General features: G+C 57.1%; 12 protein-coding genes. 5 read left to right on the top strand and 7 right to left on the bottom strand.

Annotated elements, in window-relative coordinates; all coding sequences use genetic code 11:
• The first annotated feature begins 16 nt into the window (after positions 1-16).
• From JAO29_RS16565 to JAO29_RS16555, 4 genes are all read left to right on the top strand, one after another.
• Positions 17-787 (top strand): hypothetical protein, encoded by a 771-nt coding sequence (locus JAO29_RS16565; protein ID WP_334269364.1) that lies wholly within the window; start codon positions 17-19, stop codon positions 785-787.
• 69 nt (positions 788-856) lie between these two features.
• The gene (locus JAO29_RS16560; RefSeq protein ID WP_334269363.1) at positions 857-2,566 is read left to right on the top strand and encodes a hypothetical protein; all 1,710 of its coding nucleotides are present in this window, start codon (positions 857-859) and stop codon (positions 2,564-2,566) included.
• Positions 2,567-2,944: 378 nt separating this feature from the next.
• Positions 2,945-3,190 carry a winged helix-turn-helix domain-containing protein gene (locus JAO29_RS23590; RefSeq protein ID WP_442886419.1) on the top strand — a complete coding sequence of 82 codons (246 nt, stop codon included), beginning with the start codon at positions 2,945-2,947 and terminating at the stop codon, positions 3,188-3,190.
• Between the two features lie 111 nt (positions 3,191-3,301).
• Positions 3,302-3,610, top strand: coding sequence for a site-specific integrase (locus tag JAO29_RS16555; protein WP_334269362.1), 309 nt, complete (start codon positions 3,302-3,304; stop codon positions 3,608-3,610).
• A 246-nt stretch (positions 3,611-3,856) separates the two neighbouring features.
• Here JAO29_RS16555 and JAO29_RS16550 read toward each other — a convergent pair whose 3' ends face one another.
• Positions 3,857-5,266 (bottom strand): sulfatase family protein, encoded by a 1,410-nt coding sequence (locus JAO29_RS16550; RefSeq protein WP_334269361.1) that lies wholly within the window; start codon positions 5,264-5,266, stop codon positions 3,857-3,859.
• Between the two features lie 92 nt (positions 5,267-5,358).
• On the bottom strand, positions 5,359-8,658 hold the full coding sequence (locus tag JAO29_RS16545) for a carboxypeptidase-like regulatory domain-containing protein (protein ID WP_334269360.1): 3,300 nt from the start codon (positions 8,656-8,658) through the stop codon (positions 5,359-5,361).
• A 335-nt stretch (positions 8,659-8,993) separates the two neighbouring features.
• On the opposite strand from JAO29_RS16545, the gene JAO29_RS16540 reads away from it, so the two are divergent.
• Positions 8,994-10,490, top strand: a complete 1,497-nt coding sequence (locus JAO29_RS16540) for a sulfatase family protein (protein ID WP_334269359.1) — start codon at positions 8,994-8,996, stop codon at positions 10,488-10,490.
• 239 nt (positions 10,491-10,729) lie between these two features.
• Here JAO29_RS16540 and JAO29_RS16535 read toward each other — a convergent pair whose 3' ends face one another.
• From JAO29_RS16535 to JAO29_RS16515, 5 genes are all read right to left on the bottom strand, one after another.
• Complete coding sequence (locus JAO29_RS16535) at positions 10,730-11,632, bottom strand: SDR family NAD(P)-dependent oxidoreductase (RefSeq protein ID WP_334269358.1); 903 nt, start codon at positions 11,630-11,632, stop codon at positions 10,730-10,732.
• 386 nt (positions 11,633-12,018) lie between these two features.
• Positions 12,019-13,518: a hypothetical protein gene (locus JAO29_RS16530; RefSeq protein WP_334269357.1), complete on the bottom strand. Its 1,500-nt coding sequence runs from the start codon at positions 13,516-13,518 to the stop codon at positions 12,019-12,021.
• 204 nt (positions 13,519-13,722) lie between these two features.
• Positions 13,723-13,974 carry a hypothetical protein gene (locus JAO29_RS16525; RefSeq protein WP_334269356.1) on the bottom strand — a complete coding sequence of 84 codons (252 nt, stop codon included), beginning with the start codon at positions 13,972-13,974 and terminating at the stop codon, positions 13,723-13,725.
• 606 nt (positions 13,975-14,580) lie between these two features.
• Complete coding sequence (locus JAO29_RS16520) at positions 14,581-15,501, bottom strand: VOC family protein (RefSeq protein WP_334269355.1); 921 nt, start codon at positions 15,499-15,501, stop codon at positions 14,581-14,583.
• Between the two features lie 153 nt (positions 15,502-15,654).
• On the bottom strand, positions 15,655-17,304 hold the full coding sequence (locus JAO29_RS16515) for a pyrroloquinoline quinone-dependent dehydrogenase (RefSeq protein ID WP_334269354.1): 1,650 nt from the start codon (positions 17,302-17,304) through the stop codon (positions 15,655-15,657).
• Positions 17,305-17,407 lie beyond the last annotated feature (103 nt).

Below are 17,407 nucleotides of genomic sequence, written 5' to 3'. Positions count from 1 at the left end.
TAGAGGAGGGGTACTGATGGTACGTGGAAAGATCTTACGCGATACGACGCTAGGTGCGGGGCTCATCGCAGTGGATGGAGAGCAATACGCCTTTACGCTCGAAGGAATCTGGAAGTCTCAGGATCCGCCCACCCCCGGCATGAGCGTCGACGTGGAGTTGAGTAGCAACGGAGAAGTAATTGCGGTCTCCAGCGTTCCCGAGTCGCAAATTGCCCGGGAGCAGGCAGAACTTGTTCTCGCGGCCGCCCGTAAAAAAGGCGGCAAGTTCGCATCCGGCGCTGTCGAGCGCTTCGGAATGCCCAGCCTGATCGCCGCAGGAGTTTTGTTTCTAGGCTGGTTCGTTTTGTCCGCCGCGTCCATCCAAACTCCCCTCGGAAGCCTCAATTTCACTTTCTGGCAGTTGCTTGGATTACTCAATTCCAACAGCCCTCTCGAGGCAGCAATGCAAGGCAGCCGCGGAGGAGGCGGCAGCGGCATCTACGGTCTAATGGCCATCGCCGCATTCATAGGTCCGTTTGTTTCCTTTGCGTGGAAGGACAAGAGAGCTCCCCTCGCAGGTCTCCTGCCCCTCGTCTTCATGGCCCTCATTGGATTGCTGATACGGAACAGCCTTAATAGGATGGCCGGAGCCGGCGCAGTCGGAGGAGCTTTCGACGAGCTGATGGACCAGGGTAGCCAGGAATTGATGAAGGCGATCTCCATCGGTACAGGCGTTTATCTCTCATCCATCGCCAGCGGTTACTTCGCCTGGTCGGCAATCAGAGAAACCCTGGTGAAGAACGCCTGAGTATTTGCTCCAGCGTAGACACCTCTCTCCAATTCCGCACACGGATTCTCTTTTCAACTGGAGTAAACAATGGTCTCACGTACTCTCGTCCCCAATTCTGTTCGGCTTCTGTGCTTAGCTCTCCTGGTCTGGTTCACGCCCGGCGGAATAAGTTCCGCCCAAACCCAGGCCCGTCAACCGCTTTCCGCAAAGCCGCTGGCCTATCTTCAAAAGCAGCTCGGTCAGGAACCTTACGATCTCTTGAAGTCCCAGCCGCTCCAGCGAAGACTTATTGCCCTGCTAGGGCCGGAGTACAAAAGCCTCGTTGCCAATCTCAACCCCGCGACGGAGCTTGAGGAAGAGAATGGCGTGCTCCATACCGAAGGCAACGCGCCCCATCGCGGGGGCGAGGAAGAGGCCATTCTGCTCATTGATATCGAAAACGACACGATTGAAGTCTTTCTTCGTCACAAGGAAACAACCGTGCTGGCGTGGGCTGAGCATGGACGCACCGTCGCACTCCCTCATGAAGCGATGGACAGGATGAAACGATGGCCTCAAGCCGCGGTAGTCAAGGCGCTGGGAGATCTGCAGCGAAGTTCCGCTCGCGCGTCGGCTTCTGCTTCCGGCTCCAAGTCTGCCATTCCGGAGTCGACTCTCGCAGCATCGGCACCCGGAACCGCGAGCCTCTGCGCTCCTGCAACACCCTGCTATGAGACCGGCAGCTTCTCCGCTACCGTCAATGACTTCCGCACCAGCAGCGCTGGTCGATTCAAAGTTCTCACGGTCAATCTCCGCATCACCAGCAAGGTCCATCGGGCGCTCATGCTCGGAATCGTGCAGGGCTCCGGACTCGGTATCGACGATCGAGGCAATCGGTATGTCATCGAGAATGTGAATAGCGTCCATGGAATGGGCGTAATCACCTCATCCTCCAGTGTCGATACAAAATTCACACTGGAGCCCGGCGAGAGCGGCGACGCGCGCATCGAGATGGTGCTGGGAATGGACCACAACATCATTTACGGCACCTCGTTCACCATCAGCATGACTCTACGCGAGATCGAGAGTCTCGGTGCCACTCAGTTGCGTCTGGGACGCGAGCACGAGATCCGCTTTACTCAACTGGTGAATGGTCTCGAGCCCCGTCCCATATCTGCTCCCGCAATCACCGGAAATCTCCCTCTAACCGCTGCTTCCGCGCCCGAAAGCAGGGCGGCGATCCCGGCTGCCACGCCCATGACCGACGCATGCGCCGGCACGCAGCGCTGTTACTCCTCCGGCCCTGTTGTCGCGACCATCGCTCAGATCACTGCGAGTTCAGTCGGGAACTTCAAAGACCACGTGCTGCGCTTGGAGGTAAAGTTTCGCAATCTGTCCGACCGGCCCATCATTCTCGCCTACGCGTCGGGCACCTCCACCGCCTTGGACAATCTCGGCAACGCCTACACCTGGGGGCACGCGGGTACGCATGACGTGAGCGCGCAAGGGATCGGGCTTACCACGAGCTCCAGCGCGGACCCAAGATTTATCCTCCAGCCAGGCGAGACCCGCAACGCCACCTTTCAGGTCATCCGCTACCGTCCCGGAAACGCGCCGCTCGGCACGTCCTACACCTATAACGTGACAATCCAGCAGCTTGAAATCCTGCCTAGCGAGCAAATCCGCACAGTGCGCGAATACAGCATGAACTTCGCGAACCTTAATGCGGGAGGCATGCCCCACGTGCAGGAAATCAATGATTCGGTCAAGAAATTGACGGACATCTTTGGAAGAAAGAGGAAGGAGGGACCCTGGTAATGGAAGGTGGGCAGAGCAGGTGCCAGCTGACGGAAAGCGTGCGCTCCCATTTTGAGACGTCACGAAAAGCCCGCTGAGCTCTTAGCGGGCGAGAACAGGCCGATGCACTTATTGAAGGGCGTCGTTTCGCTTTCTGTGAATCAGAAGACTTTTCAAGGACACATAACGTTCATCAAGTCTTGACGGAACACTCGCCAACGTAAGTCGCGATTCTTTTCCACCACTCACGGAGCAAGAGTTCCATCATCACGAGTAACTATAACTGGCTCAAGACGAGCTAGTTGGGCGGCAGAAACTGACCTAAATCATCGAAAGGATACGCAGTGCCTGAGACTTTCCTATCCGCGCTGAAGGTCCTTGTTGCATGAGGCAACGCGCGTGGGTAACCGCCTTGAGCTAACTCGGACTGAGTTCGCGATCCTGGAATGTCTCGTGCGATCAGCTGGGCGCGTCGTGCCGAGAAGTCGCATCATTGAAGTCGTCTGGGAAGATCGTGATGTAAGTGAGAACAATCTCGATGTCTTCATTCGGTTTCTACGCACCAAACTGGATCAGCCTGGCATGTCACGCCTTCTCCATACAGAACGGGGGCTGGGATACAGCATTCGGGAAGGACTGAGTTGAAGCGCCAGCTCCGAGAGGGCCGATGAGTGATCGTCGACCTCGTCGGTAAGGGAGGACGGGTTCGGACGGTGGCTGTTCCGACCTGGGTAAAGAAAGGGAATCGATGCCTGGATGGCTGCGGCCAAGGTGGAAGAAGGGCGACTGCTGCGACCGCTTTCAAAGTCTGGCAAAATCCTCGGAAGTAAACTGGGAGACTGGGCCATCTGGTCAATAGTTGAACAGTCATCGAAGCAAATCGGAATCGAGCACTTCGGCGCACATGATCTTCGCCGTACCTGTGCCAAGCTGTGCCGTAAGAATGGTGGAGATCTGGAGCAGATCAAGTTTTTGCTCGGCCATTCTTCGATCCAAACGACGGAACGCTATCTCGGAGCGGAGCAGGAGATTGTGGTCGCCGTGAATGACAAGCTGGGATTGTGAAATGGTACTCCAGCGCCTCATAGGAATCAGTGGCGTACCAAAGTTGCGATATTGATTAACGCAACTTTGTCGCAAGGGATCTGTCAGCGTTTGGTAAGACGAATCGGCCGGGCTTATGGAAGAAGAATTGCCGCCAATACTCTCAGTACCGGGCTGAATCTGCGTGTGGAGCAAAGATCGAAGTGGCTCACCGCAGTCGCGGTCGTCCGGCTGTCCGTCCGGGTCTCGGAAGCTTCGTAGATCTTCTTAAGGTTGTTTTGGTAGCAATTGAGTTGGAGCGGTAGCAGGTTCAGGCGACTCTGAATTGACATCGGTTGTGAGCCCTCCGGCGACGAGTGGCACGGGCCCTTTCAGTAGAGGATCATTCGTTCGTTCCATCCAATTCTGCAGAGTGGCACGCATCTGCTTCAGCGTCGCTGCATGGCTCGGATCGTGGAGCAAGTTATTGTGCTCGCCAGTATCGAAGATCAGGTCATATAACTCTTCCGTTTGTTGCAAAGGAGCTGTTTTCCAGCCGCTTTTGAGCCAAAGCGTTTTGCTCGGGCCATTGTCGCAGTTGGGAAGCACGACGGTAGTGCGCCCGTCATAATGACGGATGTATTTGTAGCGGTGCGTACGCACACATCGCTTGGGTTCGTATGCGGCGTGATAGGTCACCTCGGAAAAGACTTCGGTATTAACCTCAGCCTGTTTGCCTTCGAGAATGGCGAGGAAGGATTTGCCCTGAACCCAGGACGGAATCTCCATGTCGAAAAACTCGCAGAGAGTGGGGTAGACGTCGATGTTGGAGAGCATGGCGTCGCAGACCTTAGGACCTTTGAAGACGCCGGGGCCGCGCATGATGCAGGAGATGGCCATGCCGGTATCACGGAGGTTGCACTTCATGTCGGGAAAGGAGATGCCGTGGTCGGTGGTGCTAAGCACGAGAGTGTTCTCTGCAAGGCCAGCCTCATCCAGCGCATCGAGGACCATGCCGATACCGCGGTCGAGCTGACGTGCGCTCTGGTGGTAGCCAGCCATGTCGTAACGCGTCTCAGGCGTGTCGGCGATAGGCGGAGGCGGAAGGATATAGTCGGTGCTGTCTGTGGGGGTGGGATATTCGCGGTGAGTCTCGAAGAAGCCGACGTCGAGGAAGAAAGGTTTGGTCGGCTTGCTGCGAAGGAACTCGACGGCATGTGGAGCGACGACGCTGGCGGTAGTGTTTTTCTGGGTATAGACCTCGTCGTAGCCGATACTATGCGGATCTTTGGCGATGTGCTGCAGGCCGGCAAGGACGGTGTGATAGCCCTTTGACTTGAGGCGATAGAGGATGTGCTGCTGATAATCATTGAGCGACCATCCTCGATGGGCGAGGCCGAGCATGCCGGCGGTGTGCGGAGACTGGCCGGTGAGCAGAGCGGCGCGGCTGGGAGAGCAGGTTGGCGCGGCGGAAAACATCTGACGGAAGAGAATTCCTCCACGAGCGAGCCGCATGAGGTTCGGCGTAGGGACGCCATGACCGTACGGGCTCAGGTAGCGGCCGGAATCATGCGAGTGGATGTAGATCAGGTTGACGGCGTCAGACTGTTGGCGCGACTGCGCGGACGATGTTGCCGCGGCGAGCAACGCGCCTGTTCCCTTTAGAAAACCGCGACGTGTAGTTCCTGTTTCCGGCACCGGCGACTCCTTCTCTGCTCATCTTTATTGAAATACTTGTTTTGCGATGCCGGTAAACGGGTCAGCGTCGCGGCTGAAAACTCAAGATCTAGCTAGAAGTCGATCTTTGCAGCGAGCTGCAAGACGCGCGGCGACTGTGTGGAATTAATCACTCCCGCTTGTGCCGTGCCTATCGTGGCGTTCGGGTTATTAAAGTTTGCTCGATTGAAGGTGTTAAACGATTCGCCGCGAAGCGTGAAGGCATAGCGTTCGGTAATGTGAAAGCGCTTCTCGAGTGTGAGGTCTACATTGAAGTATCCAGGGCCTTCGAGGATACCTGTTCCCGAGTTGCCAAAGGTGTAGACTGCCGGTGCCACGAATGCCGACGTATCGAACCACTTGGTGATGGATCTTCCGCTGCTCAGTTTTCCACTTGCAATTCGATTGGGGCGTTGCGTTCCACCTCCGGAGGAGTTGGAGACGTTCGTGCCGTAGAAGACGGTGAAGGGAGAGCCGGAGTGGAGCGACCAGACTCCGCTGAAGTCCCATCCACCGAGAACCGTGGACGTAACTCCGCTGTTGAGATATTTGCGTCCCTTGCCGAAGGGCAGTTCGTAGACGTGATTGAAGACCAGGGTGTGTGTGAGGTCGTCGGCCATGCGTCCGTAGTTGCAGCGCAGGCAGCGTGCGTCCTGAATGTCGTTATTGCCGCTGCCGTTGGGATTTCCGAAGGTGGAGAGATATTTGCTGTAGGTGTAGGAGAGGCCAAAGTTGAAGCCGCTGGACATGCGTTTTTCGACGTGGACCTGAAGGCTGTTGTAGTTGGAATCGGCTGCGGCGGTACGATAGGCGACGTTCACCAGATTGGGATTGATGGTGTTGTAGGGACGCCGTGTGGCGACGGCCGTGGGGCCTGGAACAGCCTGGTTGAGGTTGAGCGAGTTGATGAGCAGGTGCTGTGTGCGCGTGCCGACGTAGTTGACCTCGGCGATAAGGTCGTTGCGCAACTCTCGCTGGACTCCGGCGCTGTACTGAAAGACGCCTGTCTGCCGCGTGTTGATGTCCCAGGCGGTGGGACTTCCAACAGAGATGGCGGCAATGTTGTTTGGATCTGGCGCTACCGGGGTGGGGAAGCCATCGCTGAGCAGGGTGACTGGTGGAACCGCTGAGCTGGTCGCGACGACTTGCGAAAAGTAGTAGGGCAGGTTCTTGTACATCTGCGCGCCGCCTACTAGTGTGTCGACATAGGAGGCCCCAAAACCTGCACGGAGCACGGTCTTTCTGGAAGCTCCGATGCTGTAGGAGAGACCGGCACGGGGAGCGAAGGTGTTGTAGTCGATGTTGCGGAGCCGGCGGCTGTTGCCGTTGAGTCCAGCGACCATCAGCAGTCCAGTCTGGATATTGAGATTAGCCCAATGGTTGTTGACTTCATAAGGGGGCGCGCTGATCTCGTAGCGGGCCCCGTACTCGAGCGTGAGGCGATCGGTGACGCGCCAGGTATCCTGGATGTAGGGAGCGAGCTGGAAGCTGCGCATACCGAAGTTGCCGACCAGGATGTTGCGGGTGGCAGCGTCGGTTGCTCCCAGGGCGTAGTCGGCGAGGGCGGTTGTTGTTGTGGTGGCGCCGATCTGGCGAGTGAACTGTCCATTGAAGTCGTAGGTTCCGCGAGTGGGAAATGCCGAGAAACCGTTGAAGCGATGGCGCAAGAAGAGCATGCCTGCCTTGATGGTGTGAGAGCCAGCGGTGCGAGTAATGTCGCCATCGTACTGAAAGGTGGTCACGTGGGCGATTTCGGGCCACGAAGTGGAGTCGCCCAGGGAGGAAATACCGCTGATAGTAAAGGCGGGAAGGCCTCCGGAGTTCTGGTTGTAGTTGATACCCGGGATTCCGATGGCGGTGGCTGAGGCGAAGCTCGCGCCGGTGGGGATGGCCTCAGAATTCCAGCGGATAATGGCGGCGCGGCCCTGAATGAGGGTTTGGGCACCGATAACTTTGGTGTAGCTGAGAGTTCCAGAGTGGGCGAAAGCCTCGAAAGACGCCGCGGCGTTGGCCGTGGTGCTCGCGACGTACGGCCCGATAGTGAAAGGCGGATTGGCTACCGTAAGAACTGATCCAGGTGCGACCTGGTTGGTGCGGTCGTAGGAGTATTTGAAGAAGAGACGGTCTGCCTTGGACAGGTTCTGATCGATGCGAACGTCGAACTGGTTGGTTTGCTGGGTGGTGACAGGGGAGATGGTGTAGTTGTTGGTCGCGTTTGCGTTGGTGGGTGCGGGCAAAAGGCTGAAGAGCTTGGCCGAAGGCCCATTGAGCAGGGTTGTGGGAATCTGGTTGCCCGGGAAGGCAGCTCTTGTGGTCACTCCGCCAACCCTTGTAGTGGAGAAGGGATTGTAGATCTGCGTTCCAAGACCGGCGAAGTTGCCAGTTGCCACCATCTGCCGCTGCGCCAGTGTAGGTATGGTCGAGGTGACAGTGTTGCCGATGGATTGGCGGATACCCTGGTAGTCGGCGAAGAAGAAGGTCTTATCGCGGAAGATCGGGCCTCCAAGCATTCCGCCGAAGACATTTCGTCGATAAGGAGCACGCTTAACATTGGCCTGGTTGGCGAAGTAGGTGTTCGCGTTCATCACATCGTTGCGGAGAAACTCCCAGACGCGGCCGTGAAAGCCGTTCGAGCCGGAGCGTGTGGTGACGGTGGTGATGGCTCCGGCAGCCTCGCCGTACTCGGCGGTGTAGCTGCTGGTGAGGACGCGATACTCCTGGATGCTATCGACGATGGGAACGAGGACGAGGGTGTTCAGCCACTGGTTGCGATCGTAGATGCCGTCAATCAGGTAGCCGTTTGCAGCGGCGAGGGATCCGTTGACGGAATAGTTGGCTCCTCCTCGGAGCGAGTAAACGCTACCGCCCTCGGAGAGGTTGGAGGCCGAGCCAACGTGGGCTCCAGGGGTGAGCAGAACGAGGTCGGTAAAGTTTCGGGTGGAGAGAGGAAGCGCGACCATTTGTTTGCTGTCGACAAGGGAGGAGACGGTTCCGGACTGGGACTGGAGTAGGGAAGCGGCTTCTGTGACGGTGATCGTCTCGGACGTGGCGCCGATAGTGAGCGGGAGGTCGACGGAGACTGTGCTGGCGGAGCTTACAGTGACACCGCTGCGCTCCAGACGCTGGAACCCAGTCGCTTCGACGCGCAGGGTGTACGGCCCGGCAGGCAGACCAGGAACGCTGTACTCGCCGCGCTCATTGGATTGGACGGTTCGCTGTTGCCCGGTGGCCGTACTGGTGAGGACGACATTGGCGTTGACTACCCCGGCTCCAGAAGGGTCCGTGATCAGACCGGCGAGGGTGCCAGACTCCTGGGCAAAGAGCGGAGCCGCTCCAAGAAGGAAAACTACCAACAAAAAAATATGTCTCTTCATTACGTGTCCTCATGAGAGCGTCTAGAGCATGTTTCGCAGCCGAGATATGTGCGTTGGAACGCCGCTGAGCTTTATAGCTCCGCTACACGCAGGTAGCAAGCTATACACAAAACTTCGCACTACAAATTTGAAAAGAAGGCGTATTCAGACCGCGTCTATCAGCAACAACAGAGCGAAAGCTGCCGCGTTGCAGGACACCGCAAAGTAGCGGGGAGACACACTGCAAGTGACAAGGTCTTACGCATGCCCCTATGATGCCAGAACGGAAGAGATGCGACAAATAACATTCTTCTCGCAGTGAAAGACAGAATGGTTTGATCTTTGAAGAGGATGGCATGAATCGTCGCACCGCCCTGCAGAATGGCATGATTCTCGCGGCATCGGCTGCCGTGAGGCGATCGGGAATCGCGCAACTTGCTGCGACAAAACGCCCTAATGTACTGCTGATCATGGCCGATCAGCATAAACGCAGCTGCATGGGAGCTTATGGCGACAAGGTCGCGCGCACGCCCCATCTGGACGCGCTGGCCGCCAAGAGCGTGCGTTTTACCGCCGCCTACTGCGCCAACCCGGTCTGCACGCCCTCGCGCGCTTCTCTAATGACGGGCCTCTACAGCCACAATCACGAGGCGCAGGACAACGCGCATCCCTACGATACGAAGCATAAGACGATGGCTCACCACTTCGGTGCGGCGGGGTACAACACGGCTCTGATCGGCAAGATGCACTGGGTTGATGCGCAGTCGCACGGCTTCGACTACCGGCTGGAATTCAATGACTGGTTTCAGTATCTCGGGCCGAAGACGGCGATCTATGCCGATGAACTGGGGCGGCCCAACTCCGGCTCGGGACAGCCGGAGATCGATGACTTGTGGCGCGAAGAGGGTGATCCGTGGAAGAACGCCCGGCATAAGGACGAACGGGAGGGATCGGTGCATGTAGGCAAGGTCTCGCTTCTCGATGAAAAAGATCACTTCGATTCGTTCGTCGCTCGAGAGTCGATTCGCTACCTCCGAAGGCATCGCGAGGAGGACGGGCCCTTCTTCCTGGTGAGCTCGTTTTTGAAGCCGCACGATCCCTTTATGCCGGCACAACGCTTTGCAGACATGTTCAAGGCTGAGGAGATGAAGCTTCCGCCGAGCTGGGGAAAGGCCAACCTGGCGACGCTTCCGAAGGAGGTTGTCGAATCGATCCGATACAACGGACCGACGCCGGAGCTTCGCGATGAAGCTCAAGCGAAGCAGCATATGGCATACTACTACGCCAACCTTGCGCAGATGGATGATTGCGTAGGGCAGCTTCTGAGCGCGCTCAAGGAGACGGGCGGCGATCGCGATACGATCATCGTCTACACTTCCGACCACGGCGAGATGCTCGGCGATCTTGGTTTATGGCAAAAGTTTCAATTCTATGAAGGATCCTGCGGTGTTCCGCTGCTGATTCATCTGCCAAATGGGGGCGGTGGAGTGGCATCAATGCCGCTCAGCCAAGTTTCTCTGAGCGCGACTCTGACGGAGCTATGCGGAGTGCGGCAGATTCAGCCGAACGACGGCAAGAGCTTTGCGCCAATAGTTAGAGATCCTGGCACCCACATGGCCTTGGGGCCGGTGTTTGCCGAGTACGCACTCGGCACGGCACACGCGAAATACATGGCACGTGATGGCGACTGGAAATATACCTTGTGGGAGAATGACCGCGAGGAGCTCTACGATCTACGATCCGATCCCGCTGAGCTTCATAACGTAGCTGCCGACCCACAACGACGCCAGAACGTGGAACATATGAAAGCAAAACTCCTCGCCTGGCACCGACCGAGTTGGCTATCAAACTAGGAGTGTAGCTTCAATGGTAAGCGGCGCTACGTTTCAACGCCATTAGGCGTAGTCGATGCGCCTATCCTGGCTCCTTTAGGACGCTTACCACAAACGTGGTCTGTTCAAGTTGCGCATGCCAACCTGCGCAACTATCACGGTGTCATCAACGTGCTTGTCCACACGCAAGAGTGTGCCAGATAATTAGCAAAATGTATGCCAAATAATTAGCAAAACGACCCTCCAACCACACACAACAATCACGCCGTATTCTTCGCACTATCACCCGCCGTCACTTCATATGAGGAGCCAGACACCATTCGCGCCGCATCCGAGGCGAGGAAAACGACAACTGGCGCGATGTCGTTCGGATCGATCCAGGGAACGCGGAGGGGAGAAGACCTGGCCAGCCCTTCGCGTGCAGCCTGCTCATCTTTCACAAGGTTGCCCGAGGGCGCCTTGCCGCTGCTCTCAAGAGCCTGCGCATAGCGCTCTTCATGGCGCGTCAATGGCGTGTCGATCAGACCGGGAACGAGCGCATTCACCGTAATGCCGTGCTTGCCGAGTTCCCACGCGGCTGACTTCGTCAGCCCGATCAATCCCCACTTCGAAGCGGAATAGGCAGCCCCGTGATAGGTACCATGCTGCCCTTGTGTGGACGTGGTGACGATGATGCGCCCATAACTGCGGGCGACCATGGCAGGACCGAAGGCGCGCAGCGTGTTTGCGGTGCCGGTCAGGTTCGTGTCGATGGTGATGTTCCAGTCGTCATCTTCCAATTCCAGAAGAGGGTGGAATTGCTGTATGCCTGCGTTCGCCGCAAGGATATCAATCGGGCCAAGTGCAGACTCAATCTTCGTTGAGGCCTGGCGCATTGCGGGCAGTTGGCGTTGATCGACGATGACGGAATACCAGCGACGACCAGCAGCCTTGACGAGTCGCCCCGTCTCTGCAAGATCCTCCGGAGAGGATGGCGTAACGCCCGACCGCGAATCAACAACTCCGCAAAGATCGATACCGGCAATGTCTGCACCGGCGTAGGCGAGCGCAAGGGCGATGGCACGCCCGATGCCACGCGCAGCACCGGTGACCACAGCCACTTTGCCCTGTAGGGCAGAGGGAGAGAAGACTGTCTGCGAAATGATTGAGACTTGCTTCGACATGAGAATCCTTTCTTGTTGTCCTGGAATGATCCATAAGTTACAGAATAGCGATGTATTTTTCAGAAATAACCTAAAGTTCGGCCTCTGAAAGGTTTGTGTGGGCCATCGCTACCTGCTCTGGTAGGCGCGCAGCCATTGATTCAATGAGATTTCTTGAAATTCTCCTGATGGAAAGAGTTCCAGGAAGACGGCGTCTTCCGTTGCCGTGTTCTCGATATAGAGACCCGCCATTTTTGGAACGAAAGCCACGTCATTCGCATGGAAATTAGGAGATCGATGAGCGGGTCGCCGGTAATCCATCGGTTATCTCAGCCTGCAGTGGAATACCCTGCCGCACGATACGAGAGGAGGGCACCCTAGAGCAGCGGTGCCTCCAAACGCGATCGCTACTTACTGCAAGCCTCGTTCCCCGCTTCAGGAAAGGCGAGAAACGTTATGCTCTGGGGAGCTAACGTCATCCTGCCAGATGGCGCTTTCGCCCCATTCATGGCAGGGAGGGCGTCATCCGATTGAAGTTCGAGAACGCTGCCGTTTAACTGGACGCTTCCGCTGTCGAGCTGTTGCGCTGACAGAGTGTAGCGCTCCGATGCCTTCGATATGTTCATTGTCTGAGGGCGCGAGCTTGCGTTAATAGCCAAAAGTGCAACGCCATCGGGCACGCCTCTCAGGCAGTGCGCGTAGAGATAAAGATCCGGCGAAGGCGAAGCTCCCGGCCGTAAGACTGTAGTCCCCATGAGCTTGCGCCATAAAACGGCTGCCCAGAAGTTCGGCCGCGGCTTGTAGTCATTCTCGTCAAGAAGTCCATAGTCACTGGAATCAAGCGTGTTGTGCATCACGACCTGGACTCCGCGCTGAGCAAGCGTGCCCAGTTGGTTCAGATATCGGAAGCTATCGGTGAACGTCGAAGCCCATTTATTTCCCCCGCAAGCGGCATCGGCTGTTTCTGTGACCCACAGGAGCTTCCCCGGAAGGTATTGGTCGCGCAGTCCGGCATAGAAGATCTCGACCCTATCTGTTCCCGTCAGCCATTCTCGGCTCAGAGCCGCCTTCTGCGCCGTCATTGCGGTCGGCATTACTTTCCCACAGCGAGCCGAAGCTGCCCCGTAGTAGTGGTACGACAACGCGTCGAAAACGGAGTCCGTGGCGGCGAGGATGTCCTTGGATGGGAGAGTTCCTGTCGTGGGCAGGGGGAGAGCCCCGCCTTCACCCACGCCTCCGGGCCCTAGAAAGATTGTCTGCGGGCTTTCCTTCTTGAGATAGGGGGCGAAGACCTTAACATCGCGGGCATAAGCGGCGACATCGTAGCCTTTTGGAGCGCCACCCATAGAAGCGAGTGTGGGCTCATTCATGTATTCTGTCGCGGCGATCTCTCCTCCAGCCGAGCGAGTATACGCAATGAATTTGTCTGCTTCGATCGGTGTCCACACACCTGCACTATCACGTACACCGGGGCTGGTGGCGAAAGAGGTGACGATCTTTGCATCCGTGGCCTTTGCGAAATCAACGACGCCTTTCCATTGCTCCCTGGTAAGAACGCCATCAAAGCCTGCTGGCGGCGTATTCGGTGCCGGCCCTGGTTTGTCTTGAAAGTAGGTGGTGTTTGCCCAGGTGCCACTCACACGCATGTAGGCGGGTCCGAGCGCAAGGGCCATCTTGCGGAGACGCGGATTCGCAAGGTTGAGCGGAGCGCGATATTCGTAGAGGTTGGGATCCATGCCGGCAGGCGTTGAGCTTCCAGAAGCTGCCGTTGCTGGTTTACCCGTTGGTTTTTCGAGGGAGCCGTAAGGTTTCCAGAACTTGCCGCCGGTTACCTCAAGCATCTCAATGTTATAGGACTGAAATCGTTCATCGACCGTGCCGATAAGCTGCATTTTCGACGGGTCCATTCCGTTCGATTGTCCTTTCGCGCCAGCACTAGCTGTTGCGCACACTGCGATCACGATGATACGAACTGATTGATTGAACCTCATTTTCATCGAGGTGCCCCCGGAGATAGTTGACAACGTGCGTGCGTACAAGCGCCGCTTGAAGCCATCGGCTCCATTTCTGATGCGACGGGGATCATCGTGATACTTTCGAACCTCTTTGAGTCATCTAGAGCTAGACTCAGCCGCGTTTCGCAGTTGCTGCTCAAGCGCAGTTAGCCTCTTTCTATTTTTGTACAGCCGGTCCTCGATTACGCGAGCTTGCGACATAACTCTCTCTCTGGTCGTCGCCGCCTCAAACCCTTGAACTGGTACATGCCCAGTGATCTCCGTCTCTTCCTTCTCGAGGGATTTCACAGTTTTCTCGTCCTCCGCAATGACCGAGCGAAGAGTCTCAATTTCACTTGCTTCGGGCATTTTGATTCTCCTCTAAAGATCGAAATCAGTTACGCCTCTCGTCTGATTTGGGGCGACTCGAACTCACCCCACCCAGCCGTGTTCCGGGTAGACGTAAGGGTGAAGAGATCTCACGTCCGCACTCCCGGAAAGGCTCGTTTCGTGATGTTCTTGAAGCCGGACAAGAGTTAGAGGCGCCGTCCCTCCATCAGTGCAAGCAAATCATACGCTTGGCATGCGACCTCTTCTTCGACTCGCTCTTTGGAAGGACACAGGACGCAGGATGAACGACATCTGTGAGGCTTACGAAGCCCGATCTTACCTGGCGGCAACCGTGCATGCCATTGGCAGAATGGCAGATATCCGTGAAGAGAAAAGGCATGGTGCGATCGAAACCGTCGTCGGTCGAAGTAGGATGTCAGCTAGCTACGCCGTTACCGCGCTAGCTGCCGGCGTTGCGGTGGTGATCGGACACCTTCTTCACGTGCCGTCCTTTGCGACGATGATCCTGGGCGCACTCCTCTGTTTCTGGCTCAGAGTCATGGCGATATTCCGAGGTTGGCATCTGCTGGTCGCGGGGACGTCAGCTCGACAGCCAAGAGCTACAGGCCAGAGGGCAGGACGAATTCATCGATCGTTCGGGTCAGCGATCCTAAGAGCTACCGTGATGCCCCAGGGATCTCTAAAGAGCAATCCGTTGCCTTGTTGAAGAGGTGGATAGCCGGCTTTCATCAAGCTCTCGGCGGCACGCTGAATCTCGCCACTGTCTGGAAGGAGAATTTCCCAAAACAACAGGCGGGAATCCTCGGTTGAGGCAACGGGTGACTGAGCCACCCAAACGTTTAGACCAACATGATGGTGGTACCCTCCAGCCGACGTAAACAGCGCACCAGGGTAGCGCCAGGTCGTGATGTCGAGCCCGAGTCCGGAATGGTAAAACTTCTTGGCCTGTTCGAGATCGCCCACATAGAAGTGCACATGGCCCATGGTCGTTCCAGCAGGTGCGCCACGCCAGTCGTCAGCAGCAACTACAGGAAATGTTTCGAAACGAACGGGCTCCACGCCTGTTAAGAGCTCTCCATTCTCCACAACCCACTCAGAACGCGGGCGGTCGGCATACACTTCAACACTGAGGCCGTCGGGGTCAACAAGGTAGATTGCTTCGCTGTAGAGATGGTCACCCGCACCGAATTCAATCTCATCTCGGCGTAGATGTTGTACAAAGTTGCTGAGGGCGGAACGGCTGGGTAAGAGAAACGCCGTATGGTAAAGACCCAGGCGAGTTCGGCGACCGAGAGGGTGAACGCCCGGCAGTTCCTCCAGTTCCAGAAGAACCCGTTGGGAATGTTTAGCTCCAAGCTTAGCGAGGTTGCCCTCCCGCTCCAACACGGCTAGCCCGATCACCTCCGAATAGAAATGCACGGACCGTGCGAGTTGCGACACTGCGAGTCGAACGCGTCCGATCCTCGCCGTTGCCGGCAGGCGAAAGGTGGACGGGTGAATACCGAAAGAGGTCGTGTCTGCCGTGGTGGGTCGAGCGATACCCATATGAACCTCTGTGTTACTTCGAGTCGATTGTATGACACACTCATCAAGCGTGTTTGCACGGAAGACTGCAGGTTGGCGCGTCTGCCGCTTCGGGGAAAGGCGCGTCGAGCCGACATGGGGCGCTCTTTGAACAATGCTCCTCAGTTGGCGGCGCTATTTCAAGCCATACACGACGATTCGTCCGGATGTGCCTTGTTTGGGCCAAATGGGCGAGCTTATGCCCGTAGCTACCGCAATACGCTGACGTCTGTCCGCTTCATAACTCACGATTCCACCGCCAACTGGCTGGCCGGTATTGTGGCTCCAGAGCTTTTTGCCGGAGCCCGCATCGAGTGCCACTATGTTTCCGTCCATATCGGCGGTGAAGACCAGTCCGCCTGCCGTGGCGGTGACTGCCGCCGCGACGGGCGTCGGGGCCTGATATTTCCATGCGACTTTGCCGGTATCGGCATCGATCGCTGTTACCCATCCGCGCCATTGCTCAACCGGGTCCTGTTTGCCGAAGCTGGAATCATGCGAGCCATTCCAAGGCTTGCCCGGCGCGCCCTTCATCGCGCTGAGTGGCGCGAGCTTGACCGAGGTGCACCAGTCAATCTCTGGAACATACACAAGGTTCTGCTGTGGCGAATACGCGGGGCCGTTCCACTCCGCCCCTCCTTGTGAGCCCGGACAGAATCGCGTGAACTTCGCGTCAGTGAGGTGAGCGTCGACATTTTCGCGAGTCGTTGCGACAGTCTGATATTCGGAGTGCAACCTTTTCGGCTGCTGTTCGTTTGACCCGGGTTTCACGTCATTTTCGATGCCGTACACCATGCCATCTTTCCCGGCAGCGATGGCCAGTCTGTGTCCGTCGCGCGTAGTGACTAACGCGGGCGCCGTGGCCATGTCCCAATCGTGGAAGTCGTGTTTCACCGGCTGGATGTAGGCGAGCAGTTTGCCGGATGTCGCGTCAATCGCAAGGATGGAGCTAGTATAGAGGCTGTCGCCCGGGTGCATCGCTTCGACGAAATCCGGCGCGACATTTCCCGTGCCAACCCAGAGTACTCCAGTTGCGGGGTCCACGTGATACGAGGTCCAGGTGGCTCCTCCAGTCGGCGGGTTCTGCACCGATTTCTTTGTCCAGGTATTGGTGGCAGGCCCGCTGTCGGGAACCACATCGAACTGCCACTTTTGCTTGCCAGTGTTTGCGTCGAGAGCATAAATCCGCCCAGTCACGCCGAAGTTATCTCCACCCGCGTTGCCGATGAACACCGTTCCGTTCCATGCCAGGGGTGCTGCCGGAATGGTCTCGCCACTGGAGTGCTTTGCGATCGGAGTGCTCCAAACTGTTTTGCCCGAGTTCGCATCTATCGCGATGACTTTGCCATCATCGTATCCGCGAAACACCTTACCATCTGCGACTGCCACTCCGCGATTCACGCCCAGCCCGGCGCGCTGCGCTTGCGTAAGCGGCTCGGTGTGCTTCCAGAGGAGCTTGCATGTTTCGGGATTAATGGCGAAGGTGGCATCGAGCGTCGTGAAGTAGAGTGTCCCATGCACTACAACCGGTCCGGTTTCGAAGCTGGTCTTGACGCCGGAGTCGTAGGTACAGATCTGCTGCAGCCGCGAGACATTGTCGGCGCTTATCTCATTGAGAGGCGAATAGCGGTCGCCCAAATAGTCGCGATCATAGGTGGTCCAATCGCCGCTGGTATTTTCGGCGACGTTTGCTTTTGTTGGGGTTGCTTGTTTGCTCTGCGCGCTAAGCAATGGCGCCGCGATAAGGACGAGACAGAACGATGCCGTTTGAGCAATACGGAACATAACGCCTCCCCAAGCCTAACGCCTCCCTTTGAGGGAGACGCCGAAGCTAGCGTGCAGGTTGCCATGCAAATTGTAGCCCCGCAGTCGAAAAGCTGCTCTTGCA

Source organism: Edaphobacter sp. HDX4 (assembly GCF_036877565.1).
Taxonomy (GTDB): domain Bacteria; phylum Acidobacteriota; class Terriglobia; order Terriglobales; family Acidobacteriaceae; genus Edaphobacter.
This window is presented reverse-complemented; position numbering and strand designations above follow the sequence as displayed.